This is a genomic window from Pseudomonas sp. S07E 245 (genome assembly GCF_019599025.1).
GTDB lineage: Bacteria > Pseudomonadota > Gammaproteobacteria > Pseudomonadales > Pseudomonadaceae > Aquipseudomonas > Aquipseudomonas shirazensis.
This window is the reverse complement of record NZ_CP080625.1, coordinates 482279-508495: the sequence shown is the minus strand read 5'-3', so window position 1 is coordinate 508495 and position 26217 is coordinate 482279. Positions and strand designations below refer to the sequence as shown.

General features: G+C 61.6%; 25 protein-coding genes and 1 pseudogene. 11 read left to right on the top strand and 15 right to left on the bottom strand.

Annotated features, from left to right (window positions below; genetic code table 11):
* Positions 1 to 301: 301 nt before the first annotated feature.
* From argR to acs, 6 genes are all read right to left on the bottom strand, one after another.
* The gene (gene argR / locus K3F44_RS02375; protein ID WP_220633270.1) at positions 302 to 1282 is read right to left on the bottom strand and encodes a transcriptional regulator ArgR; all 981 of its coding nucleotides are present in this window, start codon (positions 1280 to 1282) and stop codon (positions 302 to 304) included.
* A gap of 99 nt (positions 1283 to 1381) precedes the next feature.
* Positions 1382 to 2146, bottom strand: a complete 765-nt coding sequence (locus tag K3F44_RS02370) for an ABC transporter ATP-binding protein (RefSeq protein WP_101317710.1) — start codon at positions 2144 to 2146, stop codon at positions 1382 to 1384.
* Positions 2147 to 2168: 22 nt separating this feature from the next.
* The gene (locus K3F44_RS02365; RefSeq protein WP_101317708.1) at positions 2169 to 2867 is read right to left on the bottom strand and encodes an ABC transporter permease; all 699 of its coding nucleotides are present in this window, start codon (positions 2865 to 2867) and stop codon (positions 2169 to 2171) included.
* Positions 2864 to 3553, bottom strand: coding sequence for an ABC transporter permease (locus K3F44_RS02360; protein ID WP_101317706.1), 690 nt, complete (start codon positions 3551 to 3553; stop codon positions 2864 to 2866). The genes K3F44_RS02365 and K3F44_RS02360 overlap by 4 nt, the downstream gene beginning before the upstream one ends.
* 91 nt (positions 3554 to 3644) lie before the next feature.
* Positions 3645 to 4430 carry an ABC transporter substrate-binding protein gene (locus K3F44_RS02355; RefSeq protein ID WP_101317704.1) on the bottom strand — a complete coding sequence of 262 codons (786 nt, stop codon included), beginning with the start codon at positions 4428 to 4430 and terminating at the stop codon, positions 3645 to 3647.
* 501 nt (positions 4431 to 4931) lie between these two features.
* Positions 4932 to 6893 (bottom strand): acetate--CoA ligase, encoded by a 1962-nt coding sequence (gene acs / locus K3F44_RS02350; protein WP_150569805.1) that lies wholly within the window; start codon positions 6891 to 6893, stop codon positions 4932 to 4934.
* Positions 6894 to 7301: 408 nt separating this feature from the next.
* Between acs and K3F44_RS02345 the strand changes: the two genes are divergently transcribed.
* The gene (locus K3F44_RS02345; protein WP_101317702.1) at positions 7302 to 7562 is read left to right on the top strand and encodes a DUF2790 domain-containing protein; all 261 of its coding nucleotides are present in this window, start codon (positions 7302 to 7304) and stop codon (positions 7560 to 7562) included.
* Positions 7563 to 7608: 46 nt separating this feature from the next.
* Here the strand turns inward: K3F44_RS02345 and K3F44_RS02340 are convergent, their stop codons facing one another.
* On the bottom strand, positions 7609 to 9171 hold the full coding sequence (locus tag K3F44_RS02340) for a sigma-54-dependent transcriptional regulator (protein ID WP_103436599.1): 1563 nt from the start codon (positions 9169 to 9171) through the stop codon (positions 7609 to 7611).
* A 254-nt stretch (positions 9172 to 9425) separates the two neighbouring features.
* Between K3F44_RS02340 and phhA the strand changes: the two genes are divergently transcribed.
* From phhA to K3F44_RS24720, 3 genes are all read left to right on the top strand, one after another.
* Entirely contained in the window at positions 9426 to 10214 is a 789-nt protein-coding gene (phhA, locus tag K3F44_RS02335; RefSeq protein ID WP_181088171.1) for a phenylalanine 4-monooxygenase, read from the top strand.
* A 39-nt stretch (positions 10215 to 10253) separates the two neighbouring features.
* Positions 10254 to 10610 carry a 4a-hydroxytetrahydrobiopterin dehydratase gene (locus K3F44_RS02330; RefSeq protein WP_101317695.1) on the top strand — a complete coding sequence of 119 codons (357 nt, stop codon included), beginning with the start codon at positions 10254 to 10256 and terminating at the stop codon, positions 10608 to 10610.
* Positions 10611 to 10831: 221 nt separating this feature from the next.
* Complete coding sequence (locus K3F44_RS24720; RefSeq protein WP_258035074.1) at positions 10832 to 10960, top strand: hypothetical protein; 129 nt, start codon at positions 10832 to 10834, stop codon at positions 10958 to 10960.
* 157 nt (positions 10961 to 11117) lie between these two features.
* On the opposite strand, the gene K3F44_RS02325 is transcribed toward K3F44_RS24720, so the two are convergent.
* The gene (locus K3F44_RS02325) at positions 11118 to 14138 is read right to left on the bottom strand and encodes an FAD-binding and (Fe-S)-binding domain-containing protein (RefSeq protein ID WP_220633269.1); all 3021 of its coding nucleotides are present in this window, start codon (positions 14136 to 14138) and stop codon (positions 11118 to 11120) included.
* 151 nt (positions 14139 to 14289) lie between these two features.
* On the opposite strand from K3F44_RS02325, the gene K3F44_RS02320 reads away from it, so the two are divergent.
* Positions 14290 to 15174, top strand: coding sequence for a LysR substrate-binding domain-containing protein (locus K3F44_RS02320; RefSeq protein WP_101317691.1), 885 nt, complete (start codon positions 14290 to 14292; stop codon positions 15172 to 15174).
* Positions 15175 to 15241: 67 nt separating this feature from the next.
* On the opposite strand, the gene K3F44_RS02315 is transcribed toward K3F44_RS02320, so the two are convergent.
* The 6 genes from K3F44_RS02315 to K3F44_RS02290 all read right to left on the bottom strand — a co-directional run bounded on the left by K3F44_RS02315 (position 15242) and on the right by K3F44_RS02290 (position 21622).
* Complete coding sequence (locus K3F44_RS02315; protein ID WP_101317689.1) at positions 15242 to 16663, bottom strand: amino acid permease; 1422 nt, start codon at positions 16661 to 16663, stop codon at positions 15242 to 15244.
* 597 nt (positions 16664 to 17260) lie between these two features.
* Positions 17261 to 18367, bottom strand: coding sequence for a 23S rRNA pseudouridine(2605) synthase RluB (gene rluB, locus K3F44_RS02310; protein ID WP_220633268.1), 1107 nt, complete (start codon positions 18365 to 18367; stop codon positions 17261 to 17263).
* Positions 18368 to 18509: 142 nt separating this feature from the next.
* The gene (gene scpB, locus K3F44_RS02305; protein WP_150569809.1) at positions 18510 to 19274 is read right to left on the bottom strand and encodes an SMC-Scp complex subunit ScpB; all 765 of its coding nucleotides are present in this window, start codon (positions 19272 to 19274) and stop codon (positions 18510 to 18512) included.
* Positions 19275 to 19294: 20 nt separating this feature from the next.
* Entirely contained in the window at positions 19295 to 20008 is a 714-nt protein-coding gene (locus K3F44_RS02300) for a ScpA family protein (RefSeq protein WP_181088302.1), read from the bottom strand.
* A gap of 110 nt (positions 20009 to 20118) precedes the next feature.
* Positions 20119 to 20748 (bottom strand): L-threonylcarbamoyladenylate synthase, encoded by a 630-nt coding sequence (locus K3F44_RS02295; RefSeq protein WP_101317683.1) that lies wholly within the window; start codon positions 20746 to 20748, stop codon positions 20119 to 20121.
* 13 nt (positions 20749 to 20761) lie between these two features.
* The gene (locus tag K3F44_RS02290) at positions 20762 to 21622 is read right to left on the bottom strand and encodes a PHP domain-containing protein (protein ID WP_101317681.1); all 861 of its coding nucleotides are present in this window, start codon (positions 21620 to 21622) and stop codon (positions 20762 to 20764) included.
* A gap of 67 nt (positions 21623 to 21689) precedes the next feature.
* Between K3F44_RS02290 and K3F44_RS02285 the strand changes: the two genes are divergently transcribed.
* From K3F44_RS02285 to K3F44_RS02265, 6 genes and pseudogenes are all read left to right on the top strand, one after another.
* A complete protein-coding gene (locus K3F44_RS02285) occupies positions 21690 to 22286 on the top strand; it encodes a septation protein A (RefSeq protein ID WP_186698563.1) in 597 nt (198 codons plus the stop codon).
* A gap of 1 nt (position 22287) precedes the next feature.
* Entirely contained in the window at positions 22288 to 22587 is a 300-nt protein-coding gene (locus K3F44_RS02280; RefSeq protein ID WP_150569811.1) for a YciI family protein, read from the top strand.
* Positions 22588 to 22705: 118 nt separating this feature from the next.
* A pseudogene (locus tag K3F44_RS24715) lies at positions 22706 to 22789 on the top strand (translation initiation factor 2); the annotation flags it as partial.
* A 7-nt stretch (positions 22790 to 22796) separates the two neighbouring features.
* Positions 22797 to 23474 (top strand): response regulator transcription factor, encoded by a 678-nt coding sequence (locus K3F44_RS02275; protein ID WP_220633267.1) that lies wholly within the window; start codon positions 22797 to 22799, stop codon positions 23472 to 23474.
* A gap of 173 nt (positions 23475 to 23647) precedes the next feature.
* Positions 23648 to 24064 (top strand): Spy/CpxP family protein refolding chaperone, encoded by a 417-nt coding sequence (locus tag K3F44_RS02270; RefSeq protein WP_101317672.1) that lies wholly within the window; start codon positions 23648 to 23650, stop codon positions 24062 to 24064.
* Positions 24065 to 24130: 66 nt separating this feature from the next.
* Positions 24131 to 25465, top strand: coding sequence for a HAMP domain-containing sensor histidine kinase (locus tag K3F44_RS02265; protein ID WP_220633266.1), 1335 nt, complete (start codon positions 24131 to 24133; stop codon positions 25463 to 25465).
* Positions 25466 to 25519: 54 nt separating this feature from the next.
* On the opposite strand, the gene K3F44_RS02260 is transcribed toward K3F44_RS02265, so the two are convergent.
* Positions 25520 to 26074, bottom strand: a complete 555-nt coding sequence (locus K3F44_RS02260; RefSeq protein ID WP_101317668.1) for an NAD(P)H nitroreductase — start codon at positions 26072 to 26074, stop codon at positions 25520 to 25522.
* Positions 26075 to 26217: the final 143 nt, after the last annotated feature.

The window sequence follows — 26217 nt, the reverse complement described above, 5'->3', positions numbered from 1 at the left end:
GATGGGGGGATTGTAAGGACTGATCAGCGCCTGTCCTTGCGGCCAAGCGACAACTTGTTACAGCGCTAAACCGTGTTTCACAGAGGTTTTCGGCAATGCGACAAACACTGTCGCAATCGCGCAGTGTAAAGGAGCGAGGAACTGTCGGGGAGAGGTGGCGGGTAATTGAGAGAACAGTTGTTCACATGATAGTTGGGGCCGTTGCACGACCCTTCGCGGGCAAGCCCGCTCCCACAGGCTTGACCGCTACCCAATGTGGGATCGGGCTTGCCCGCGAAGGGCCATGCAACGGCCCATCATCCTACTTGTCGACTGAAGTCGCTGAACTCAACTCGAACGGGCTGTTGTTGCGCCGCTGGTTGCGGTCTTCCCGCGGCGTCGCGCCGAAGAAGTTGCGGTAGGCGCTGGAAAAATGCGGCCCCGACGAGAACCCGCACGACAGCCCGATCTGGATGATCGACTTGCTGGTCTGCATCAACATCTGCCGCGCCTTGTTCAAGCGCAGCTCAAGGTAATACTGGCTCGGCACGCGATTGAGGTACTGCTTGAAAATCCGCTCCAGCTGGCGCCGCGAGACGCACACATGCTGGGCAATCTCATCGGTGGTCAGCGGCTCTTCGATGTTGGCTTCCATCAACAGCACGGCCTGGGTCAGCTTGGGATGGCTGGAGCCAAGGCGGTTCTGCAGCGGAATACGCTGCCGCTCGCCGCCCTCGCGAATGCGCTCGACCACCAGCTCCTCGGATACCGCACCGGCAAGCTCGGCGCCATGGTCACGGGCCAGCACGGCCAGCAGCAGGTCGACCACGGCCATGCCACCACAGGCGGTCAGGCGATCACGGTCCCAGTCGAACAGATGGCTGGTGGCAATTACCTTGGGGAAGCGTTCGGCAAAATCATCCTGCCAGCGCCAATGCACCGCGGCGCGATAACCATCGAGCAGGCCGAGCTGCGCCAGGGGATAGACGCCCGCCGCCAGCCCGGCAATGACGCATCCGCTGCGAGCCAGCTGCTTGAGCCCGGACGACAGCGCGGCCGTGACCGCCTGCGGCGGCTCGTCAGCCAGCACGAAGAGCTTCTGGAAACCTTCGAGCCGACCATTCCAGGCCTCACCCGGCAACTGCCAGCCCTGCTGCTCGCCAGGCTCAGCCTGGAGAAACACCAGATCGTAGATAACTTCCGGATGTACCCGCTGAGCCACCAGCAGTGCTTCTTCGGCTAGGGCCAAGGTCAGCGGCCGGGTGTTGGGCCAGATGAGAAAGCCGATACGCTGGGTGGTCATAGGGCGTGGTCCGAAACCTGAGAAGAGGTGGCGTCAGTTGCGCCGGGGATGGCTGCGCTCGCTGCGCAGCATGCCCTATTCTGGTGCAAAGGTGCAGCGTTACTTCAAGCTGCCCGAGAGAAACTGCTGGAGCCGTTCCGACTGCGGATTGACCAGCACTTCACGCGGATTGCCACGCTCCTCGACGATGCCTTTATGCAGGAACACCAGCTGATTGGAGACCTCGCGGGCAAAGCCCATTTCGTGGGTCACCACAACCATGGTGCGACCCTCCTGGGCCAACGATTGCATGACCTTGAGCACATCACCGACCAGCTCCGGGTCGAGTGCCGAGGTCGGCTCGTCGAACAGCATCACCTCCGGTTCCATGGCCAGCGCACGGGCAATCGCCACACGTTGCTGCTCACCACCGGACATATGCCCAGGGTAGGCGTCCTTGCGGTGCGAGACGCCGACCTTGGCCAGGTAATGCTCGGCTTTCTCCAGGGCTTCTTTCTTGTTCATGCCGAGCACATGCACCGGCGCTTCGATGATGTTCTCGAGCGCGGTCATGTGCGCCCACAGATTGAAATGCTGAAACACCATCGACAAGCGCGAACGCATCCGCTGCAACTGGCGCGGATCGGCCGCCTTGAGCGCGCCTTCCTTGCCGGCAACCAGCTTGAGCTCTTCGTTGTTGAGCAGAATCTTGCCCGCATGCGGTTGCTCGAGCAGGTTGATGCAACGCAGGAAGGTCGACTTGCCCGAACCGCTGGAGCCGATGATGCTGATCACATCGCCGGCCTTGGCCGCCAGGGACACGCCCTTGAGCACTTCATGGCTGCCGTAGCGCTTGTGCAGGTCTTGGACTTCGAGTTTGTACATGCTGTCGGTTCTCACAGAGCGGTCAGTGCTTGCGCGGCGCCAGGTAGCCCAGCCAGCGGCGTTCGGCCATCTTGAACAGGCGCACCAGAATGAAGGTCAGGCACAGGTAGAACACACCCGCGGTGATGTAGGCCTCGAAAGGCAGGTAGTACTGGGCATTGACGGTACGCGCCGCGCCGGTGATGTCGATCAGGGTCACGATCGAGGCCAGGCTGGTGGTCTGCAGCATCATGATCACTTCGTTGCTGTACTGCGGCAGCGCGCGGCGCATGGCAGACGGCAGCAGGATCCGGCGGTACATCTTGTAGCGCGACATGCCCATCGCCTTGGCAGCTTCGATCTCGCCATGGGGCGTGGCCTTGAGGCTGCCGGCGATGATTTCAGCGGTGTAGGCGCTGGTATTGACGGCAAACGCCAGGCACGCGCAGAAAGTTGCGCTGGACAGCCACGGCCAGAAGATACTCTCGCGCACTGCCTCGAACTGAGCCAGGCCGTAGTAGATCAAGAACAGCTGCACCAGCATTGGCGTGCCGCGAATGACATAGGTGTAGAGCCAGGCCGGCACATTCACCAGCGGCTGCTTGGACACCCGCATCAGCCCCAGCGGTACCGCTGCCAGCAAACCGAACAGCAGCGAGAACGCCAGCAATTTCAGGGTCGTCAGCAAGCCGCCCAGGTACAGCGGCATGGCTTCCCAGATGACGTTGTAGTCAAAGATCATAGTTCTGCCGCCTTGACGCCTACCGAGTAGCGCCGTTCAAGGTATTTCAACGCCAGCAGCGAAACACTGGTGAGCACCAGGTACAGCGCAGCCACCGCCAGGAAGAAAGTGAAGGGTTCGCGGGTGGCATCAGCCGCCTGCTTGGCCTTGAACATCATGTCTTGCAGACCGACCACCGAGATCAACGCGGTCGCCTTGGTCAATACCAGCCAGTTGTTGGTGAAGCCCGGAATGGCCAGGCGGATCATCTGCGGCACCATCACCCGGAAGAACACCTGGCGGCTGCTCATGCCGTACGCCACACCGGCTTCGGCCTGCCCTTTGGGGATACCCAGGAACGCGCCGCGGAAGGTTTCCGACAGGTACGCGCCAAAGATGAACCCCAGCGTACCGATACCGGCAGCCAGCGGGTTGAGGTCGATGTAGTCGTCATAGCCCAGCAGCGGCGCCAGCCGATTGAGCAAGTCCTGGCCGCCGTAGAAAATCAGCAGGATCAACACCAGATCCGGGATGCCGCGGATGACCGTGGCATACATATCGCCGAGCCAGGCCAGCCAGCGCACCGGCGACAGGCGCAGCGCCACGCCGATCAGACCGAGCACGATGGCCAGGGCCATCGACGACAGGGCGAGCTGTAGCGTCAGCCACGCCCCATCGAGGATGACTGCCCCGTAGCCTTTCAACATGATTGGGATTCCTCAGACCTAGGGAATGAAAAATGGTGCAAACCTCAGAGCCTCTGCTGTTTGCACCATTGCACAGTTGCGGTCCGACGTCTTACTTGGCCTCAGGCCCGTAGATGTCGAAATTGAAGTACTTGTCCTGGATCTTCTTGTATTCGCCGTTGGCGCGAATCGCGGCAATGGCAGCGTTGATCCGATCAAGGTTGGCCTTGTCACCCTTGCGCACGGCGATACCGATGCCGTCGCCGAAGTACTTGGCGTCGGTGAAGGCCGGACCTACAAAGGCAAAGCCCTTGCCGGCGTCGGTCTTGAGGAAGCCGTCTTCGAGCAGGGTGGCGTCGGCGACAGTGCCATCGAGACGACCGGCAGCGACATCGAGGTAGATTTCGTTCTGCGTGCCGTAAGGCACGACAGTTGCGCCTTGCGGGGCCAGTACTTCATTGGCGAAGCGGTTGTGGATCGAGCCGCGCTGCACGCCGATCTTCTTGCCCTTGAGCTCGGCCAGCGAGTCGCTGACGGTGGTGCCGTCTTTCATCACCAGACGTGCCGGGGTCAGGTAGTAGCGATTGGTGAAGTCGACCGACTTCTTGCGATCGTCGGTGATCGACATCGACGACAGGATCGCGTCGATCTTGCGCACCTTGAGTGCCGGGATCAGGCCGTCGAACTCTTGCTCGACCCAGGTGCACTTGACCTTCATCTCGGTGCACAGGGCATTGCCGATGTCGTAGTCAAAGCCGGCAATGCTGCCATCAGGCTGCTTGAAAGCGAACGGAGGGTAAGCGGCCTCGATACCGATTTTCAGCGGTTTTTCATCGGCGTGCGATACCAGGGAAAACACGGACAGCGCCAGGGCGCCAAGCAGTGCAAGCTTCTTCATCAGGTAACTCCATCGGTACGGGGCAATACAAGGCAGGGGGTAACAGCTGCCCGAATGCGAATGGGTACAACGCAAGCCGCGAGAGGTATCGACCAGGGCCGCAGACCACGAGCGAGTGAGTGGCATTCTAACGACAGCCCGTTAGTCGATATTTCTTCAAAGCGACAACTAGTTATAGAAGCGCATGAAACAGTAGCGGGCGATATTGACAGCCCTTACGATTTATGCAAGAGCGAAAAGGAAACAACCTGTAAACGAAGCAATAAGTGCGCCTATTATTGGCAAAGCCTTGTAATACGGCAAGTGCAGCGTGTCATCGGTTTTGCTGACAGCCACGGCAGCCCTGTTTTGGGGCCCGAGTGGGTAGCCACGCCCCGCCTTGGTGCGCCGCCGGTGACAAAATCGGTTACCGATGAATGTCGAAGTAACAGAATGCAAAAACCCCGCCGAAGCGGGGCCTTGGGGAGTGGGGCTGCTGCGCGCCCCCTCCACACCGATTGATCAAGCCGAAGCCAGGTTCATCGACTTGTGCGTGTCGATCAAATGCTGCACCACACCAGGGTCGGCCAAGGTCGAAATATCACCCAAGGCATCGTACTCAGCCGTGGCGATCTTGCGCAGGATCCGTCGCATGATCTTGCCCGAGCGGGTCTTCGGCAGCCCTGGCGCCCACTGGATAACATCCGGCGAAGCAATCGGGCCGATCTCCTTGCGCACCCAGTTTTTCAGCTCAAGGCGCAACTGCTCGCTAGGCTCGATACCGGAGTTGAGGGTGACATAGACATAGATGCCCTGCCCCTTGATGTCGTGCGGCACACCCACCACCGCCGCCTCGGCGACCTTTGCATGAGCGACCATCGCGCTTTCGATCTCGGCGGTACCCATGCGGTGGCCGGAAACGTTGAGCACGTCATCCACACGACCGGTGATCCAGTAGTAGCCATCTTCATCGCGACGGGCGCCGTCACCGGTGAAGTACATGCCGCGGAAGGTCTTGAAATAGGTATCGACGAAGCGGTCATGATCCCCATACAGCGAGCGCGACTGGCCTGGCCACGAATCGAGAATCACCAGGTTACCCTCGGCCGCACCATCAATCAGGTTGCCGAGGTTGTCGACCAGCGCCGGCACCACACCGAAGAACGGCCGCGTCGCCGAGCCCGGCTTGAGGCCAGTCGCGCCTGGCAGCGGGCTGATGAGGATGCCGCCGGTTTCGGTCTGCCACCAGGTGTCGACGATCGGGCAACGGCCCTTGCCTACGGCCTGGTGGTACCAGTTCCAGGCTTCCGGGTTGATCGGCTCGCCGACCGAGCCGAGCAGGCGCAGGCTTGAGCCATCGGCACCTTCGACTGCAGCCTGCCCCTCAGCCATCATTGCGCGGATCGCGGTCGGTGCGGTGTAGAGGATATTGACCTTGTGCTTGTCGATGATCTTCGACACACGAGTGATGTCCGGATAGTTTGGCACACCCTCGAACAACACGGTGGTAGCGCCGTTGGCCAGCGGGCCGTAGACGATGTAGCTGTGGCCGGTGATCCAGCCGACGTCGGCGGTGCACCAGTAGACTTCACCCGGGCGGTAGTCGAATACCCGCTCATGGGTCAGCGCGGCGTAAACCATGTAGCCGCCGGTGGTGTGCAAGACGCCCTTTGGCTTGCCGGTGGAACCTGAGGTGTAGAGGATGAACAGTGCTTCTTCGGCGCCCATTTCTTTCGGTGCACAGTGGCTGGAAGCAACCTTCATCAGGTCTTCGTACCAGATATCGCGATGCTGGTGCCAGGCGATGTCGCCACCGGTGCGCTTGCAGACGATGATCTTCTGCACGCTGCTGGTTTCCGGGTTGGTCAGCGCCAGGTCGACGTTGCCCTTGAGCGGGGTACGGCGACCGCCACGCAGGCCCTCGTCGGCAGTGATGACGATCTTCGACTTGCAGTCGATGATCCGCCCCGCAAGTGCTTCTGGCGAGAAACCACCGAAGACTACCGAATGGATCGCACCGATGCGGGCACAGGCCAGCATGGCGACCACAGCTTCGGGAATCATCGGCATGTAGATGGTCACCACGTCACCGCGGTGCACGTCCTGGCCACGCAGGGCGTTGGCGAACTTGCAGACCTGCTCGTGCAGTTCGCGGTAGGTGATGTTGCGGCTCTCGGAAGGGTCGTCGCCCTCCCAGATGATTGCTACCTGATCGCCACGCTCTTCAAGGTGACGGTCCAGGCAGTTGTAGGAAACGTTGAGGGTGCCATCGGCGAACCATTTGATATCGACATGATGGTCGTCGAACGAGGTCTGCTTGACCTTGGTGAACGGCTTGATCCAGTCCAGCCGCTGAGCCTGCTCGCGCCAGAAACCATCGGGGTTGATCACCGATTGCTGGTACATGGCCTTGTAGGTGGCCTCGTCGGTCAGGGTGGTCGCCGCAACCTCGGGACGAACGGGATACAGTGGAGCCGCACTCATCTGTGATACCTCGGTGTAATAGTTGTTTTTGTATGGAACCGTTTTTAACTGTAACAGAGTGCTCAGGGCCATTCGACGTTGGTAGTAGCGCCCCCCTCCTTTACCCACTGCTCCCTCAGCGATGGCTCTAGATCAGCCATGCCAGCACTTCGCCAGTCTGGTCACAGTACAGCGGCGCAGGATTGTTACAGAATCTGCCAACAGTCTTTATCAAAACCCGCTCTGTTTCAGCCGTACACCGCGGCCTAAAATTCATCTCGCCAACAACGGCAAGGCGATTAACTTCCGACAGTAGCCCCCACCCGGCAGGTGTTAATCCCAAGATAATTAAAACCCTTGATTATCGTTTTACGCGCAGCGCCAAACGCGCTGCGTGCACCCTCTCGCCCCTGTATAGGTAAACTGAAAATGAAAGCGTTACTGGTATTGGCACTTGGCACTCTTTGCAGCACCGCGGCACTGGCCGACGACCTTGCAAACAACGCCAAGCAGATCCCGGTTGAACAGTACAACTACTCGCAGCACCTGGACATCGCCCGTGTTATCTCGATGAGCGCGGTGCCCAATGTCTGCGAAGTGGTACCGGCCCGCATGACCTATGAAGACTCGCAGGGCCAACAGCACATTCTCGAATACCGAGTGATGGGCAACGGCTGCTCGAACGGTTAAGCAGCATGAAACAGGGGCCCGCAAGGCCCCTTTCGCTTAATCCGCACTATTGATCCGCTGATTTACCTAGCGCATATTCTCGCAACTTATTAGCGATGGTCGTATGTGAAACGCCCAAGCGTTTACCCAACGCACGACTACTTGGAAACTCCGCCAACAACGATTCCAACACCGCCCTTTCAAAACGCCCGACAATATCAGCAAGTTGCCCCTCCAGGGAAAACTCGCCCAACGGTTGGCGCACACCATAATCCGGCAAACGGATATGCTCACTTTTAACCACACCGCCCTCACACAATGAAACGGCTTGAAACAGTACATTCTCAAGTTGGCGCACATTGCCCGGCCAGTGATAGTGCGCGAGTTTATCCATGGCCGCCGACACCAACTTGGGTAGTGGGCAGCCAATCTGCCGGCTGGCTTGATCCAGAAAATGCTCGACCAAGCCGTCCAGGCCATCCATGCATTCACGCAGCGGCGGAATGTGCAGCGAGAGCACGTTCAAGCGGTGGTACAGGTCCTGGCGGAACTCACCCCGCGCGCACAACTCGGACAAGTCCACCTGGGTCGCGCAGATGACCCGTACATCCAGGTATACCTCTTCATCACTGCCGACCCGACGAAAGCAGCCGTCCTGCAAAAAGCGCAGCAGCTTGACCTGCAGACGCGGGCTCATCTCGGCAACGCCATCGAGGAACAAGGTGCCGCCTGCGGTCAGCTCGAGCAGACCGAGCTTGCCCTCGGCGCGGGCACCTTCGAATGCGCCCGGGCCGTAGCCAAACAGCTCGGTCTCGGCCATCGACTCCGGCAAGCCGGCACAGTTGAGCGCCATCAACGGCGCCTGACCGCGCGGGCTGGCCAGGTGACAGGCGCGCGCCAGCAGCTCCTTGCCCGTGCCGGTTTCACCTTCAATCAGCAGTGGCGCATCCAGAGGCGCCATGCGCCGCGCCTCGCGCACTACCGCCGCCATTACTTTCGAGCTTTGGAAGATACTGTCAAAGCCGCGCAGCTCCTGCTTGCGCACATTGTAGATACGCTCGCCGATGCGGTCGGCGCGGTGCAGGGTCAACACAGCACCGGCCAGCGCTTCGCTTTCATCGTGCTCGGACTGTAGCGGCGCGATATCTGCCAGAAACACATCGCCCTTGAGCTTGACCCGCAGGCCGTTGATCCGCGACTGGTTGGCGCGGACCAGTTCAGGCAGGTCAAAGTCCTCGACATAGCGCGCCAGCGGCAAGCCCGGCACCTCATCCACACGCACGCCCAGCAACTGCGCGGCGGCCCGGTTGGCGGCGACGATGCTGCCGCCCATATCAACCGACAGCACCGGAAACTCGAGCGCGCCCAGCAGGGCGTTGAGCTCCATGTGCCGGCGCTCACTGGGCATCAGGCCGACCCGCTTGACGCCGAATACGCCGGTGATGGCTTCGAACTTGGGCCGTAACGCCTGAAACTGCAGGTTCACCAGGTTCGGGCAATGCAGGTAGATCGCGTTGCCATGGTCGCCGCCCACCTCCCCCCGCAGCACGTTGATGCCGTACTCCACCAGCAGGTTGAGGATGTCCCGCAGGATGCCGATGCGGTTCTGGCAATGCACTTTGATACGCATGTAGAGATCTCGAAGCTGCCGATTTTTAACCGGCACGCAGAAAAGTCGTAAAGATAAGCTGACAAAAATAGCGCTTAGCTACCGCGCATGGCCGCGATTTTCCGGGATCACCGACATTTTGTAAAATTAACGTTACGAAACCGCGGCCGGAAGCGGGTTAACGTGCGCGTTAAGCCGATGCAAAACCTTCGGCATCGGGATATTCCTAGGGGCAGTCGCAATCAAAACAATAAAGCCCTCACCAGGAGAGCCACATGAAACAGACGCACTACGTGGCCCGCGAGCCCGATGCGAACGGTTTTATCGACTACCCGCAAGACGAGCACGCAGTCTGGAATACCTTGATTACCCGCCAGTTAAAGGTGATTGAAGGCCGTGCGTGCCAGGAGTACCTGGACGGCATCGAGCAGCTCAAGCTGCCCCATGAGCGCATTCCCCAGTTGGGCGAGATCAACAAAGTGCTTGGCGCCACCACGGGCTGGCAGGTTGCACGCGTGCCAGCATTGATCCCGTTCCAGACCTTTTTCGAACTGCTTGCCAGCAAGCGCTTCCCGGTGGCTACCTTCATCCGCACCCGTGAAGAACTGGACTACCTGCAAGAGCCGGATATCTTTCATGAAATCTTCGGCCACTGCCCGCTGCTGACCAACCCATGGTTCGCCGAATTCACCCACACCTATGGCAAGCTGGGCCTGGCTGCGACCAAGGAAGAGCGGGTGTACCTGGCCCGGCTGTACTGGATGACCATCGAATTCGGCTTGATGGATACCGCGCAAGGCCAACGTATCTACGGCGGCGGCATCCTCTCCTCACCCAAGGAGACCGTCTACAGTCTGTCCAGCGAGCCTGAGCATCAGGCCTTCGACCCGATCGAGGCAATGCGCACGCCTTATCGCATCGATATCCTGCAGCCGGTGTACTTCGTCCTGCCCAACCTCAAGCGCCTGTTCGACCTGGCCCATGAAGACATCATGGGCATGGTCCACCAGGGCATGCAGCTGGGCCTGCACGCACCCAAGTTTCCACCCAAGGTTGCTGCCTGAAGCCACCTTGACGATAACAACTCGAATTGGAACCACACCATGAATGCCTTGAATCAAGCCCACTGCGAAGCCTGCCGCGCCGACGCCCCGCAGGTCAGCGAAGCCGAACTGCCCGAGCTGATCCGGCAGATCCCCGATTGGAACATCGAAGTGCGTGACGGCCATATGGAGCTGGAACGGGTATTCCTGTTCAAGAACTTCAAGCACGCCCTGGCCTTTACCAATGCCGTTGGCGAAATCGCCGAAGCCGAAGGCCACCACCCTGGCCTGATGACCGAATGGGGCAAAGTCACTGTGACCTGGTGGAGCCATTCGATCAAAGGTCTGCACCGCAATGACTTCATCATGTGCGCCCGCACCGATGAAGTGGCCAAGAACGCCGAAGGCCGCAAGTAACCTGCCTGGCAGCGCCTGCAGAGGCCGCTGACTCTGCGGGCGCTTGCCGTTTCAACTGCATCCCCTGCCACGTGCTGCGTCCGATATCCGCCCGCTAGCCGACAGCTGATCGGCAAAAAGTTCAAACTGTCATGTCGACTGCTGTATCCTGCCCAAGCTTTTTCAAAGCCACACACGCGCCTGGCGCAGCCTTTTCAACTCACACTTGCGAGGACGACGAGATGCATGAGATCCCGAATCATCCCTTCCCAAGCCTGAACCCCGAAGAGCACACCGTTGCCGCCCACTCTGAACCGACGCCAGCCGTCGAGCAGAATGGCGACGATACATCCAGCGCTGATCAGGAATAACCGCGCACGGCAGTGTGAAAACGGCTGAACACGGGAAACCCCACTTCATCACGTTTTCACACCGTCCAGAGTGCCGCTGGCAAGCCCAGCCTCATCAGCCAGACCTACCGCCCCCTCCTGCGGTCACCTCTCCATGACTCCCCTACCTCGCTGAAATTCAGCGCAGGGCAAACTGCAGCACGACTTCGAGCGGATGGCGCAACTGCTTGTCTGCCAGGCGCTTGACCTGACTGCGGCAGGAATAGCCAGTCGCCAGGGGCTCACCCTGTTTATCCAGCTTGGTCGCCCACGACTGCTCGAAGATAGTCCGCGAGGTCTGCTGGTTGCGCGCCTCATGCCCATAAGTGCCAGACATGCCACAGCAGCCGGTGGCCTCGGTGACCAATGTCAGGCCCATACGTGCGAAGACCTGCTCCCATTGCCGAGTGCTGGCCGGTACGTTGGTTTTCTCGGTGCAGTGCGCCATCAAGCGGAAGCTGGCGCCAGTGGCTGGCACTTGCTCAGGCAGCACATCGATCAGCCATTCCTGCGGCAACAGTACTTTCGGGCAGTCCTGCAGCCCCTCGACCTTCTGGTATTCCTGGCGATACACCAGGGTCATGGCCGGGTCCAGGCCTACCAATGGCACGCCACAGTCGGCCAGTGCCTTGAGCTGGCTGCCGTTGCGGATCGCCGCCTTGGCGAACGCACCGAGGAAGCCCTGCACGTGCAGCGGCTTGCCGTTGGCGCTGTAGGGCGCGAGGAAAACACGGTGGCCGAGGCGATGGGCAAGCTCGATGAATGACGCCAACAGCGGCGTTTCGAAGTAGCGGGTGAAGGCATCCTGCACCAGCACGATACTGCGCTCGCGCTGGGCGGGGGTCAGTTCGCGCAGGGTCGGCACAGTGGCCATCTGCACACGGCAACGGGTCAGCGTCGCCTGGAAGTTGAAGCGGCTGATCAATGGGCTGTCGACCATGCCGACTTTGTCGGCCAGCAACTTGCTGACCCACTTCGAGCCCATCACCGCGTTGTACAGGCCCGGCGCGTGGGCCAGGTACGGGATGCTGAATTCCAGCGAGCCAATCAAGTAATCGCGCAGTGGCCGCTGGTAACGACCGTGGTACAGCTCAAGGAAGCGTGAGCGGAAGTCCGGCACGTTGACCTTGATCGGGCACTGGCCTGCACAGGATTTACAGGCCAGGCAACCGGCCATTGCGTCGTACACCTCGTGGGAAAAGTCGACCTCCCCCTGCTGCTGTGCACGGTTGTTGCGCAGCCGCGTCGGCAAGCCCTTGAGCCAGGAGACCTTGCTGCGTGCCGCAGCCAGCACGTCGATATCCGCCGCCCCTTGCAGGCGCAGCCACTCGCGCATCAACGAGGCACGGCCCTTGGGCGAATGCTGGCGCTCGCGGGTGGCCTTCCAGGACGGGCACATGGCGTCGTTGGGGTCGTAGTTGTAGCAGGCGCCGTTGCCGTTGCAGTGCACCGCGCTGCCAAAGCTCTGCCAGACGCGCTCGTCGATGGTCCGGTCGAGGTCACCACGCAGGGTCACGCCATCGACCTTGGTCAGGCCTTCGGCGCTGTCTGGCGGGGTGCAGATCTTGCCGGGGTTGAGCTGGTTGCGCGGATCGAACGCGCCCTTCAGGCGCTGCAAGGCTGGGTACAGCGCGCCGAAATACTCCGGCACATACTCCGAACGCAGGCCCTTACCATGCTCGCCCCAGAGCAGCCCACCGTAGCGCTTGGTCAACGCTGCCACTGCATCCGAGATCGGTTTGACCAGCGCCGCCTGGGCCGGGTCTTTCATGTCCAATGCCGGGCGCACGTGCAGTACGCCGGCATCGACGTGGCCGAACATGCCATAGGCCAGGCCATAGCTGTCGAGCAGCGCGCGGAACTCGGCAATGTAGTCGGCCAACTGCTCGGGCGGCACGGCGGTGTCTTCGACAAACGGCTGGGGGCGCACTTCGCCTTCGACGTTGCCCAGCAGGCCGACCGAGCGCTTGCGCATGGTGTATACGCGGGTGACCGCCTCGGCGCCCTCGGCCAGGGTGTGGCCGAGCCGTTCTACACCTTTGTCAGTCTGCAGATGGCCGATGAAAGCCTGCACCCGGGCATTCACCTCGGCAGGGTCATCACCGCAGAACTCGATCAGGTTGATGCCCAGGGTTGGCCGCTCGGCATCCGCCGGGAAGTACTCGGCGACGCTGTGCCAGACGATATCCTGCATCGCCAGCAGCAGCACCTTGGAATCGACCGTTTCGATCGACAGCGGCTTGTGCGCCATCAGCGCATTGGCATCGCGCAGAGCATCCATGAAGCTGCTGTAGCGCACGTTGACCAGCACTGCGTATTTGGGGATCGGCAGCACGTTGAGCTTGGCTTCGACCACATAGCCCAGCGAACCCTCGGCGCCGCACAGCACGCTATTGAGGTTGAAGCGGCCCTGCTCGTCGCGCAGGTGCGCAAGGTCATAGCCGGTCAGGCAGCGATTGAGCTTGGGGAAGGTGGTCTCGATCAGTTCTGCCTGGGTTTCATGAATGTCGCGAGCAATGCGATACACCTCACCGGCGCGGCCGGGTGCGGCACAGGCCTGCTCCAGCGCAGCGTCATCGATCGGCAGGCTGTGCAGGCGTTCGCCGCCGAGCAGCACGCTGTGCAGTTCGAGCACGTGGTCGCGGGTCTTGCCGTAGGTGCAACTGCCCTGGCCGCTGGCATCGGTGTTGATCATGCCGCCAACGGTGGCGCGGTTTGAGGTAGACAGCTCGGGGGCGAAGAACAACCCGTGCGGTTTGAGCGCAGCATTGAGCTGGTCTTTGACCACACCCGCCTGGACCCGCACCCAACGCTGCTCGACGTTGATCTCGAGGATGTTGTTCATGTGCCGCGACAGGTCGACGATGATGCCATCGGTCAGCGACTGGCCATTGGTACCAGTGCCGCCGCCGCGCGGGGTCAGCTTGATGCCGGCAAAGCGCGGCTCGCTCATCAGTGCTGCAACCTTGGCCACGTCGTCTGCGTGCAACGGAAACACCGCCGCCTGCGGCAGGCGCTGGTAAATCGAGTTGTCGGTCGCGAGCACGGTACGGGTGGCGTAGTCGGCGCTGATCTGGCCGGCGAAGCCACTGCCACGCAGGGCTTCGAGGAATTCTGGGTAATTGGCGGCAGGCGCGCTGGTGTGCAACTGGGCGATCATCGTTGGATGGCCTCTTGATATGGGCTGATTCACGGTAAACCTGTCATTGCGGCATGCATCGCGCAGGCACTGATGACGAATAGGCCAATGTTCCTGTAGTTTGCCGCTGGGGGCAAACGGATATTCCTGCCGCTATTGATGAGCTTTATGAATGAATTACCGCCACCTGACGCCCTCGATGTCACTGCTGCTGGCCTTCGAGGCAGCCGCCCGGCATGAGAGCTACACCCGCGCCGCCGCCGAGCTGTCGCTAACCCAAAGCGCGGTCAGCCGCCAGGTCCAGGCGCTGGAACAGCAACTGGGCCTGACGCTGTTTCGCCGCGAGGGCCGTCAGGTGCAGCTCACCGACGTCGGCCGGCTGTACCAGGGCGAGCTCAGCGAGGCGCTCGGGCGCATCCGCAGCGCGACCTTGCAGGCCTTGGCGTACCAGTCCGGCGTGGGCACACTGCGGCTGGCCACCCTGCCCACCTTCGGCTCGAAATGGCTGCTGCCACGCCTGCATGAGTTTTACGCGGCGCACCCGGGCATGCTGGTGCATATTCATTCGCGCATCGAAGCGATCAATTTCGACACCAGCGAAATCGACGCCGCCATCGGCGTGGCCAGCAATGACTTGCCCGGGCTGATCTGCCATCGCCTGCATGCCGAGCAACTGCTGGTGATCTTGCCGCCGGACGCAGCCCGCGATGGCCAGCAGTGGGACCCAACGCGGATCAGCCAGGAAGTACTGCTGAACGTGGCCAACAACCCTCATGCATGGGGCGAATGGTTCTCCCATCAGGAGCTGCCACACCGATCGATGCGCCTGGGGCCGAGCTTCGAGCTGACCTCGCACCTGATCCAGGCGGTGCGCGCCGGCATCGGCATTGGCCTGGTGCCGCGGATTCTGGTCGAGGAAGAATTGGCCAAAGGCGAGCTGTACAGCCCCGGCGCAGCCTTTGCCAGCCAGCGCAGCTACTACCTGATCTATCCGCCGCGCAACGAAGCGTTGCCCTCGCTGCGGGCATTCCGTAGCTGGTTGCTGGCGCAGATCTGATCCGCAGCCAATAAAAAACCCGATGTCAGTGACCTGACATCGGGTTTTGGGTAAAGCCCGCGACCGTTTACTTGGCCACGCTCTCTACAACTGCCTCGGCAGGACCGGCACGTTTGCCGCCCTTGAGGACATAGGCCAGGTACATCACCAGCAGCCATACCGGGATGGCGTAGACCGACACCTGGATACCCGGGATCATCAGCATGGTGCCGAGGATCAGCACCACAAAAGCCATCACCAGGTAGTTGCCGTAGGGGTACCACAACGCCTTGAACAGCGGTTTCTGGCCTGTACGGTCAAGGTGCTGGCGGAACTTGAGGTGCGAGAAGCTGATCATCGCCCAGTTGATCACCAGCGCGGCCACTACCAGCGACATCAGCAGCTCCAGCGCATGCTGCGGCATGAAGTAGTTGAGCAGCACCGCTACCAGGGTGACCGCTGCTGAAGCCAGAATCGAACGAACCGGCACGCCGCGCTTGTCGATCTTGGCCAGGCCTGCTGGCGCATCGCCCTGCTCGGCCATGCCGTAGAGCATGCGCGCATTGCAGTAGGTGCCGCTGTTGTACACCGACAGCGCCGCGGTCAATACCACGAAGTTGAGCAGGTGCGCAGCAACGTCGCTACCCAGCAGCGAGAACACCTGCACGAACGGGCTGCTGCCGTAGCTGCCGCCGGCGGCTTCGATGCTGGCGACCAGGGTATTCCAAGGGGTCAGCGAGAGCAGGATCACCAGCGCGCCAATATAGAAGATCAGGATGCGATAGATGACCTGATTGATCGCCTTGGGGATGACGGTTTTCGGCTTGTCAGCCTCGGCCGCCGTAAAACCGAGCATCTCCAGGCCGCCGAACGAGAACATGATGATCGCCAGCGCCATCACCAGCCCCGTGACGCCGTTGGGGAAGAACCCGCCATGCACCCACAGGTTGGTGACCGACGCTTCCGGGCCGCCACTGCCTGAGGTGAGCATGTAGGCGCCCAGGCCGATCATGCCGACGATGGCCACGACCTTGATGATCGCGAACCAGAACTCGGTCTCGCCGAACACCTTCACGTTCATCAAATTGATGGCATTGATCAGCAGGAAAAACGCCGCCGCAGTGACCCAGGTCGGGATCTCGGGCCACCAGTAATGGACATACTTGCCCACTGCCGACAGCTCCGACATGCCCACCAGGATGTACAGCACCCAGCAGTTCCAGCCCGACAGGAAGCCGGCAAAACCGCCCCAGTACTTGTGCGCAAAGTGGCTGAAGGAACCTGCCACAGGCTCCTCGACAATCATCTCGCCGAGTTGGCGCATGATCATGAAGGCAATGAAGCCGCAGATGGCGTAGCCGAGGATCATCGACGGGCCGGCAGACGCCATCACTCCAGCTGAGCCGAGGAACAGGCCGGTACCAATCGCGCCGCCGAGGGCGATCAACTGGATGTGGCGGTTTTTCAGGCCCCGCTTGAGCTCGCCTGACTGCTTGATTTGTCCACTCATGAACGAAGTCACCTGCTTGTTTTTATCTGTGACGGAATCGGACCCACCGCACTCGTGGCGCAGCGGAATGGGCAAGGTGGTTACCTTGGATTTTTTCTGGATTCACGGGACGCGACGGGCAACAGGCCCAGGATCGGTCAGCCGGGAGTCAGCAGAAATGCGCGGTACGCAAAGGGGTCACAGGTAAAACGCGGCGCATTGTATACCCTCGCAAGCGCGCAGGCGTCAACGCGATGCGTCATTTCCTGTAGGAAAAGCGCACCGATCCGGTGGGAAGAGCCAGTTGTGGCGAACTGATCGGCGTACATTGCGCCTCCATTTGTTGTTTTATTAGCCGGGCTCTTTGGCCAGGCTGTGCACAGGGCATGGGGCTATATCAGCGTGTTGCGGGGCACTGGGCAAGGGGCTGGTCGGGTGCAGGGAGGGCTCTGGGGCGGGGGTTTGGCAAGTTTGCGTTACGCGGTGAGCGTTTGCTTGGGGAATCCGGGGATTCCGTAAGGATTTCTTTACGAGGCGGATGGAAAAGTTGCCAGGCATTGCACCTGGGTTCGCCATCGAAACGACTGGGGCCGCAAAGCGGCCCCAGATCAAACGCTATCAGCCGCGCGGCTTGCCGCGACCACCGCCAGCAGGCTTGCCGCCGGTTGGGCGACCGCCACTGGTGCGGGCACCATCAGGTTTGTGGGTGCGCTTGCGTACATCGCTCGGACGCTCGGCTACCGCACTGGCGACCGGGGCACGGCTGCCCTTGCGCGCAGCCGCGCTGTCTTCACGCGGCGCACGGGCCGGGCGCTCGGCCTGGCCTTCCTGCGCCGGGCGCAGATTGCGTACGCGTTCGCCACGGCCCAGCGGACGGCTGGACTTGCGCTGCATACGCTCCATCTTGTCCTTGGCCTTGAGGTTCAAGGTCGGCAGCGCAACCGGCTGCAGGCCCACTTCAGCGGCAAGGATGTCGATTTCGTACTGGCTCATTTCGCGCCAGCGGCCCATTGGCAGGTCGGAGTTGAGGAACACCGGACCGAAGCGCACGCGCTTCAGACGGCTGACGATTACACCTTGCGACTCCCACAGGCGACGTACTTCGCGGTTACGGCCTTCCATCACCACGCAGTGGTACCAATGGTTGAAGCCTTCGCCACCCGGCGCTTTCTGGATGTCGGTGAACTTCGCCGGGCCATCTTCAAGCACTACACCAGCCTTCAGGCGGTCGAGCATTTCGTCGTCGACTTCGCCGCGCACACGTACCGCGTACTCGCGGTCCATCTCGTAGGATGGGTGCATCAGGCGGTTGGCCAGTTCGCCATCAGTGGTGAACAGCAGCAGGCCGGTGGTGTTGATGTCGAGACGACCGATGTTGATCCAGCGGCCCTCTTTCGGCCGTGGCAGGCGATCGAACACGGTTGGACGGCCTTCCGGGTCGTCACGGGTGCAGATTTCGCCATCTGGCTTGTTGTACATGATCACCCGGCGGGTGGCCTCGGAGGCCTCCACGCGCTTGATCAGCTTGCCATCGACCGAGATCGCGTCATGCATGTCGACACGCTGACCAAGGGTCGCGGCAACGCCGTTGACCTTGATCCGGCCCTGGCTGATCCAGGCCTCGACATCCCGACGCGAGCCCACGCCGATGCGGGCGAGAACTTTTTGCAGTTTTTCGCCGGATGGAGGAATAGGTTGGGTATCGAGCAGCTCTTTGTCACTCATCTGGGCACCTCCCGGTGTAAGAATGAAATGCGGTATCTGGCCACGAATGGGCCAGAGGGGCGCGCACTATACGCGGTTCATCAGCCAAGCGCACTGCAGAGTAGCGCCTTTTACGCAGGCAGCCAGGCTTTGCGCCGAACGGTCAACTCAGTTCGGCGTCATCTTCGGGCAACGGATCAGGCTGCGCCTCGGGCAGGTCTTCAAAATCAATCTTCAGACCTTCTTCCATCGCATCCAGCTCGACCAGCAGGCTGCGGAAGCTGGTCTCGGTCGGCGGCTCGCCCACCTCTTGCTCGCCCAGGCTGGCATCAGCCAACGCCTGCAGATGCGCCGGCACCGGGGCGTCGTCCGGGTCAAGCAGGGGCTCGGGCTCCATCTCGCGAAGCTCGGCCAGGGCTGGCAACTGGTCAAGGCTCTTCAGGTTGAAATGATCGAGAAACGCCTTGGTAGTGGCAAACATCGCTGGGCGCCCCGGCACTTCACGGTAGCCGACGATGCGGATCCACTCGCGCTCCATCAGCGTCTTGACGATGTTGGTGTTGACCGCCACACCACGCACGTCTTCGATCTCGCCGCGAGTGATGGGCTGGCGGTAGGCAATCAGCGCCATGGTTTCGAGCAGGGCCCGCGAGTAACGCTGCGGCCGTTCTTCCCACAGCCGGCCTACCCAAGGCGCAAAGTTCTCGCGGATTTGCAGGCGATAGCCACTGGCGACCTCTTTGAGCTCAAAGGCGCGGCCATTGCAGGACTTGGCCAGCAGTTCGAGGGCCTTCTTGAAGACAGCCGGTGCCGGACGCTCGGTTTCATCGAGCAGCTCGTACAGCCGTTCAAGCGATTGCGGCTTGCCCGAGGCCAGCAGAAAAGCCTCGATCAGCGACGCCAGGTCGCGCGGTTCATTCAGGTTCATTGGAGTTGGGTCGGCTTGTTTCAGTCGGTCCGCGCACGGACATGGATCGGGGCGAAGGGCTCATTCTGCACCAGTTCGATCAGCGATTCCTTAACCAGCTCCAGAATCGCCATGAAGGTGACCACCACGCCAAGCTTGCCCTCTTCGACGGTGAACAACTCGACAAAGGGCACAAAGGCGCCGCCCTTGAGGCGCTCGAGCACCTCACTCATACGCTCACGGGTAGAGAGTGTCTCGCGGCTGATCTGGTGGCTCTCGAACAGGTCATTGCGGCGCATGACTTCAGCCATCGACAGCAGAATCTCTTCCAGGCTGACATCGGGCAGCAATTTGCGCACCTGCGCCTGCGGTGCGTCCAGCCTGGGAATGATCACGTCGCGGCCAACCCGGGCGAGGGTGTCGATGCCCTCGGCTGCGGCCTTGAACCGCTCGTACTCCTGCAAGCGGCGGATCAGCTCAGCCCGCGGATCGCCCTCTTCCTCTTCAACCTCGCTGGAGCGCGGCAACAGCATGCGCGACTTGATCTCGGCCAGCATGGCGGCCATCAGTAGGTATTCTGCGGCCAGTTCGAGGCGCACCGACTTCATCAGCTCGACGTAGGTCATGTACTGGCGGGTGATTTCCGCGACGGGAATATCAAGGATGTCGATGTTCTGCTTGCGAATCAGGTACAGCAGCAGATCGAGCGGGCCTTCAAATGCCTCAAGAATCACTTCAAGCGCATGCGGAGGGATGTATAGGTCCAGCGGCAGCTCGGTAACCGCCTCGCCATACACCAGCGCCAGCTGCAGTTGCTGCGGTACTGAAAGATCGCTGGCCGCTGCCTCGGGCTGCGCCAGTTGATTCACGCATCCACCAGGAACGGCGTCGGATCGCCACAGCCAACCCGGATCACTTCAGGCTCGTCGCCGCTGAGGTTGATCACCGTCGACCCTTCGACGTTGCCAAAGCCGCCGTCGATGATCAGGTCGACGTGATGTTCCAGCGCCTGGCGGATCTCGTAGGGGTCATTCATCGGCTCTTCGTCGCCGGGCATGATCAGGCTGACGCTCATCAATGGCTCGCCCAGCTCGGCCAGCAACGCCAGCACGATCGGATTGGACGGCACGCGCAGGCCGATGGTGCGGCGTTTTTCATGCAGCAACAAGCGCGGTACTTCGCGCGTGGCATTGAGGATGAAGGTATACGGCCCCGGCACATGCGCCTTGAGCAGGCGGAACGTGGAGGTGTCGATCTTGGCAAACAAGCCCATTTGCGACAGGTCGCAGCACAGCAGGGTGAAGTTGTGGTTCTTGTCGAGCTGGCGCAAACGGCGCACCCGCTCGATGGCGCTCTTGTCGCCGATCTGGCAACCCATGGCATAGGCGGAGTCGGTCGGATAGACCACCACCCCACCTTTGCGAATGATTTCCACTGCCTGTTTGATCAGGCGCGGCTGCGGGTTCTCCGCATGAATCTGGAAAAATTGGCTCACTAAATCGTCCTGTTCAAACCGCCATAGGCTGCTCATGCTTGAATCGACGCCACAGAGGTGGCAGGTCCTCAGGCAATGGCCGATAGGCACCGATCTCGCCCCAGGTGCCGGGGCCGTGGAAATCACTGCCAGCGCTTGCCAGCAGGCCGAACTCACGGGTAAGGATGGACATGGTGCCCACCTGCTCAGCCGGCATCATGCCGTTGACCACTTCAAGTGCCTGCCCGCCTGCTTGAATATAGTCGGCAATCAGCCGTCTACGCTTGCTGCGGGTCAGTTCGTAGTGCATCGGATGCGCCAGGCTCACCCAAGCGTTGGACTGGCGCAGGGTCGCGACAGTTTCCTCGAGTGTAGGCCAATGCAGCTTCACATCGCCCAGCTTGCCGGCACCGAGCCATTTGCGAAACGCTTCGCCGCGGTCCTTGACGTGTCCGGCACGCACCAGGTAGTCGGCAAAGTGCGGCCGCGCCGGAGCATTGCCGCTGTCGCCGAGTTCTTGCTGCACCGCGCGAGCACCTTCGAGGGTGTTGGGCATGCCCTTGGCAGCCAGGCGTCGGTCGATTTCTTCGGCGCGCAGCCAGCGACCACGGTGCAAAGCTTCGATTGCGCTCAGCAACGGCGGCGCATCGAGAGGAAAATCGTAACCCAATATGTGGATGGTCGCGCCGCCCCAGGTGCACGACAACTCGATGCCGCTGACCCAGTGCATACCCCGTTCAATGCAGGCCTGGCGGGCCTCGGGCAGGCCTTCGATGGTGTCGTGATCGGTCAAGGCGAAAGTCTGCACGCCGTGCTCGTGGGCGCGGGCGACCAGAATCGAAGGCGCCAGGGCGCCGTCGGAGGCCGTGCTGTGACAGTGCAGATCAACATTCATGGAGGAGCGCTTTCGCTGGAATCGATGTTTGATATTATGCCGTCACATCCCGCTTCTGGCTGCCATTGTGAAACAATTCGTCGATTTCATTCCGTTGCTGCTGTTTTTCATCGTCTACAAGCTCGACCCGCGCCCACTCGAAGTAGCCGGTCACAGCTTCGAATTCGGCGGTATCTACAGCGCCACTGCGGTGTTGATCGCAAGCTCGCTGGTGGTCTACGGCGCGCTGCTGATCCGCCAGCGCAAGCTGGAAAAAGGCCAATGGCTGACCCTGCTCGCATGCCTGCTGTTCGGCGGCCTGACCCTGGCTTTCCACAGCGAAACCTTCCTTAAATGGAAAGCCCCGGTGGTCAACTGGTTGTTTGCCCTGGCTTTTGCCGGCAGCTACTTCATCGGTGATCGGGTGCTGATCAAACGCATCATGGGTCACGCCCTGACCCTGCCGGATGCGATCTGGGCACGGCTGAACCTGGCGTGGATCTGCTTCTTCCTGATCTGCGGTGCGGCCAACCTGTTCGTGGCCTTTACCTTCCAGGACTTCTGGGTCGACTTCAAAGTGTTCGGCAGCCTCGGCATGACCGTGATCTTCCTGGTCGCCCAAGGCGTCTACCTGTCGCGCCACCTGCACGACAGCGACTCAACTACTCCCAAGACCGAGGATTGACATGCTCTACGCCATCATCTCCAGCGACGTCGCCAACTCTCTGGACAAACGCCTGGCCGCGCGCCCTGCGCATATCGAGCGCCTGCAGCAGCTGCAAGGCGAAGGCCGCGTGGTCCTGGCTGGGCCGCACCCGGCCATCGACAGCAATGACCCGGGCGCTGCCGGCTTTACCGGTAGCCTGATCGTCGCCGAGTTCGACAGCTTGGCTGCAGCACAAGCCTGGGCCGATGCCGACCCGTACGTGGCTGCGGGCGTGTATGACAAGGTGGTGGTCAAGCCGTTCAAGCAGGTCATGCCATAACCCGCTGCACCTGCCGGCCCTGCCCGCAGGGCCGGCATCCAATCGCCCTCATCTAATCCGACGAGCGGCCGATACCCCTCAGTCAACACCGCCGAACCGACAAATGTGCTGCGTAATTGGCGCAGACGTTGCACTGTTCTCGGTAGTCTGCGGTATCTTTGCCACTGGCGGACACAGAAGACGCCGTCAATGGTTGAATTGAGTGAGTCATGAGCGAGCTGTTACTGATTGATGATGACCAAGAGCTCTGCGAGCTGCTTTGCAGCTGGCTGACCCAGGAAGGTTTTGTAGTGCGGGCTTGCCATGATGGCCGCAGTGCGCGTAAGGCCCTGGCCGAATGCGCGCCGGCGGCCGTGGTGCTGGACGTGATGTTGCCTGATGGCAGCGGCCTTGAGCTGCTCAAGCAATTGCGCAGCGAGCACGCCGAACTGCCGGTGCTGATGCTCTCGGCACGCGGCGAGCCATTGGACCGGATCCTCGGCCTGGAACTGGGTGCCGACGATTACCTGGCCAAACCCTGCGACCCCCGCGAGCTGACCGCCCGCCTGCGCGCCGTATTGCGCCGCAGCCACCCGGCAGCGCCGAGCAGCCAGGTCGAAATCGGCGATCTGGCGTTCAGCCCGGCCCGTGGCGTGGTCAGCGTCGAAGGTCGCGAGATGACCTTGACCTTGTCCGAGAGCCGCATCCTCGAGGCGCTGCTGCGCCAGCCTGGCGAGCCGCTGGACAAACAGGAGCTGGCCCAGATCAGCCTTGGCCGCAAACTGACGCTGTATGACCGCAGCCTGGACATGCACGTGAGCAACCTGCGCCGTAAAGTTGGGCCCCACCCCGACGGCCGCCCGCGCATCGTCGCCCTGCGCAGCCGTGGCTATTACTACAGCCTCTGAGCCCAGCAGCAGACACAGGCAAGCCGCGCGACGCGGTTTGCCTTTCGCTCTAGAGAGCCGCAACGCCCTGCAACCTCTTTACCTTGCCTTTACCTTGACCTGACTGCGCCTGACCTTGATCTCCCTAAACTGGGCTCATCCGGTAACAACCGGCCCATGAGAGGAGAAACACCATGCGCAAGACCCTGATCGCTCTGATGTTTGCCGCTGCCCTGCCAACCGTAGCCATGGCCATGCCAGACGGCGGTCCACGTCACGACGGCCCGCATCACCGCGGCAATGCGCCTTACGCCCAGCTCGACCTGACTCCGGAGCAACGCCAACAGATCGGCAAGCTCAAGGGCGACGGCATGAAAGCCCAGCGCGAGATTACCAAGCGCTACCTGGACAAACTGCCGGCGGCCGATAAAAAAGCCATGCAGGACGAGCTCAAGGCCCGTCATGACAAGACCGACAGCGAGATCCGCGGCCTGCTCAAGCCCGAGCAACAGAAGATGTTCGACGCGCAGCAGAAAGAACGCGCTGCACGCAAGGCTGAATGGAAGGAATTCCAGGCCTGGAAAGCTGAAAAAGCCGGCAAGGCTCAGTAAGCTGTAACCCACTGCCCGGCCCGCTCAGAAGCGGGCCGGGCTTTTCTCGTTTGTGGAGGTCTCGTCTTGCGTTCATTGTTCTGGCGCATCCTGGCCAGTTTCTGGCTAGCCATCGCCCTGGTCGCAGGGCTGTCGATCCTGCTTGGCCATATGCTCAACCAGGACAACTGGATCCTCAGCCGTCACCCAGGCCTGAATACCCTGGCCAGCGGCTGGGCACAGCACTATGAACAAGACGGCGTGGCCTCGGCCCAGCGCTTTCTGGAACGGCGCAAGCAGCGCTACAAGGTCGATGTGCAGGTACTCAACGACGCCGGCGATGCGGTGGTGCCGGGAACCTTCCCGCGCCGTGCGGCCGATTTTGAAGCGCGCCAGCACAATGACCAGCGGCGCTTGCCGTGGCGCCGATTGACCGAGGAATACACCAGCCCCAGCAGCGGCGAGACCTACCTGCTGATCTACCGCATCCCGCACCCGGAGCTGGATGCCTGGCACCGCGAAAGCCTGCTCTGGCCACTCAGCGCGCTCGGCATCGCCCTGGTGGTGCTGACCTTGTTCAGCCTGTTGGTGACGCTGTCGATTACCCGCCCGCTGAGCCGCCTGCGCGGCGCCGTGCATGACCTTGGCCAGACCAGCTACCAGCAGAACAGCCTGGCCCAACTGGCGGCCCGGCGTGACGAGTTCGGCGTGCTGGCGACCGACTTCAACAAGATGGGCGCGCGCCTGCAGAGTTTGATCGGCAGCCAGCGCCAGTTGCTGCGCGACGTCTCGCACGAGCTGCGCTCACCGCTGGCGCGCCTGCGTATCGCCCTGGCGCTGGCCGAACGCGCGCAACCCGAGCAGCGCCAAGCCCTGTGGCCGCGACTGACCCGCGAATGCGACCGACTGGAAGACCTGATCAGCGAGATTCTTGCCCTGGCCCGAGTCGATGCCGAGCAGGCGTTGGTTGAGCCGATCGACGTCAACGCTCTGCTGGGCAGTGTGCGCAAGGACGCGCAACTGAGTGCGCCGGAGCAGGAGATTCGCCTGGAAGCCGCGCCCGGGCTGACCTTGCAGGGCTGGCCGACGCTGGTCGAGCGCGCCGTGGATAACCTGGTGCGCAACGCATTGCGCTTCAATCCCAGCGGCAAACCGATCGAGATCAGCGCCAGGCTTGAGCAGCAGCGGGTGCTGATAACTGTGCGTGACCATGGTCCAGGGGTTGCGCCGGAGTATCTTGCTCAACTCGGCGAGCCGTTCTTCCGTGCGCCGGGACAGGACTCCGCCGGTCATGGGCTTGGTCTGGCGATAGCCCGGCGTGCAGCCGAGCGGCATGGTGGCAGCCTGATCCTGGGCAACCATGCCCAGGGAGGCTTCGTTGCTCGTCTGGAGTTCCCGGTCACGGCCGTCGTTGGCAGTTGATCGAGCGCTCCTTTACACCGAAAGCGGCGGGGCGCAGAGCGCCCCTTGCACGACTCAGCCCCAGGCGCGGACGAAGTCGGCCGTGTCCAGCACAGGCGCGGTGCGGGGCTCGTTGAGCGGCGTTCCGAGGTACAGGTAGCCTATCAACTCCTCGTTGGCCTCCAGCCCCAGGCCTTGATGAACATGGGCGTCGAAAGCCATGTCGCCGGTACGCCAGACAGCGCCGATACCTTGTGCATGGGCGGCGATGAGGATGCCGTGGGCAGCGCAACCGGCGGCCAGCCGCTGCTCGGACTTGGGCACCTTGAAGTGATCCTGCAGACGCGCGATAACCACGATCAGCAGCGGTGCGCGCAGCGGCATGGCGCGCGCCTTGTCCAGTGCGGCCTGGCTGGCGTCGCCTTTATTGGCCAGCGCTTCGGCAAACAGCTCACCAAGCTTGGCCCGGCCTTCGCCCTCGATGGTCAGAAAGCGCCATGGGCGCAGCTGGCCGTGGTCCGGCGCGCGCAACGCCGCCTGGAACAACCCTTCGCGTTGCGCCGCATTGGGCGCCGGCTCGGTCAGGCGTGGCACGGATACACGGTTGAGCAATGCGTCGAGAGCCTCCATCGGCTACCCTCCTGGCAGATAAAAAGTGCTGCCATTCTGCACTATCGACGCCTGCCATGGCAGCACCGCTGCATCTGCCAAGGGCGTTTACTTAACCAGCCCCACAGGTAGAATGGCGCCCTTTCCGATTCGAGTCAGAGCAG

What these genes read in the sequence shown, in the direction of transcription:
- K3F44_RS02275 (WP_220633267.1), top strand. Translation starts at nt 22,797, where the DNA reads ATGAGCGAGCTGTTACTGATTGATGATGACCAAGAGCTCTGCGAGCTG.
- K3F44_RS02325 (WP_220633269.1), bottom strand. Translation starts at nt 14,138, where the DNA reads ATGATCGCCCAGTTGCACACCAGCGCGCCTGCCGCCAATTACCCAGAA.
- K3F44_RS02370 (WP_101317710.1), bottom strand. Translation starts at nt 2,146, where the DNA reads ATGTACAAACTCGAAGTCCAAGACCTGCACAAGCGCTACGGCAGCCAT.
- K3F44_RS24720 (WP_258035074.1), top strand. Translation starts at nt 10,832, where the DNA reads ATGCATGAGATCCCGAATCATCCCTTCCCAAGCCTGAACCCCGAAGAG.
- argR (WP_220633270.1), bottom strand. Translation starts at nt 1,282, where the DNA reads ATGACCACCCAGCGTATCGGCTTTCTCATCTGGCCCAACACCCGGCCG.
- phhA (WP_181088171.1), top strand. Translation starts at nt 9,426, where the DNA reads ATGAAACAGACGCACTACGTGGCCCGCGAGCCCGATGCGAACGGTTTT.
- K3F44_RS02345 (WP_101317702.1), top strand. Translation starts at nt 7,302, where the DNA reads ATGAAAGCGTTACTGGTATTGGCACTTGGCACTCTTTGCAGCACCGCG.
- K3F44_RS02315 (WP_101317689.1), bottom strand. Translation starts at nt 16,663, where the DNA reads ATGAGTGGACAAATCAAGCAGTCAGGCGAGCTCAAGCGGGGCCTGAAA.
- K3F44_RS02270 (WP_101317672.1), top strand. Translation starts at nt 23,648, where the DNA reads ATGCGCAAGACCCTGATCGCTCTGATGTTTGCCGCTGCCCTGCCAACC.
- K3F44_RS02355 (WP_101317704.1), bottom strand. Translation starts at nt 4,430, where the DNA reads ATGAAGAAGCTTGCACTGCTTGGCGCCCTGGCGCTGTCCGTGTTTTCC.
- scpB (WP_150569809.1), bottom strand. Translation starts at nt 19,274, where the DNA reads ATGAACCTGAATGAACCGCGCGACCTGGCGTCGCTGATCGAGGCTTTT.
- K3F44_RS02280 (WP_150569811.1), top strand. Translation starts at nt 22,288, where the DNA reads ATGCTCTACGCCATCATCTCCAGCGACGTCGCCAACTCTCTGGACAAA.
- K3F44_RS02320 (WP_101317691.1), top strand. Translation starts at nt 14,290, where the DNA reads ATGAATTACCGCCACCTGACGCCCTCGATGTCACTGCTGCTGGCCTTC.
- K3F44_RS02330 (WP_101317695.1), top strand. Translation starts at nt 10,254, where the DNA reads ATGAATGCCTTGAATCAAGCCCACTGCGAAGCCTGCCGCGCCGACGCC.
- K3F44_RS02365 (WP_101317708.1), bottom strand. Translation starts at nt 2,867, where the DNA reads ATGATCTTTGACTACAACGTCATCTGGGAAGCCATGCCGCTGTACCTG.
- K3F44_RS02360 (WP_101317706.1), bottom strand. Translation starts at nt 3,553, where the DNA reads ATGTTGAAAGGCTACGGGGCAGTCATCCTCGATGGGGCGTGGCTGACG.
- rluB (WP_220633268.1), bottom strand. Translation starts at nt 18,367, where the DNA reads ATGAGTGACAAAGAGCTGCTCGATACCCAACCTATTCCTCCATCCGGC.
- K3F44_RS02340 (WP_103436599.1), bottom strand. Translation starts at nt 9,171, where the DNA reads ATGCGTATCAAAGTGCATTGCCAGAACCGCATCGGCATCCTGCGGGAC.
- K3F44_RS02260 (WP_101317668.1), bottom strand. Translation starts at nt 26,074, where the DNA reads ATGGAGGCTCTCGACGCATTGCTCAACCGTGTATCCGTGCCACGCCTG.
- K3F44_RS02290 (WP_101317681.1), bottom strand. Translation starts at nt 21,622, where the DNA reads ATGAATGTTGATCTGCACTGTCACAGCACGGCCTCCGACGGCGCCCTG.
- acs (WP_150569805.1), bottom strand. Translation starts at nt 6,893, where the DNA reads ATGAGTGCGGCTCCACTGTATCCCGTTCGTCCCGAGGTTGCGGCGACC.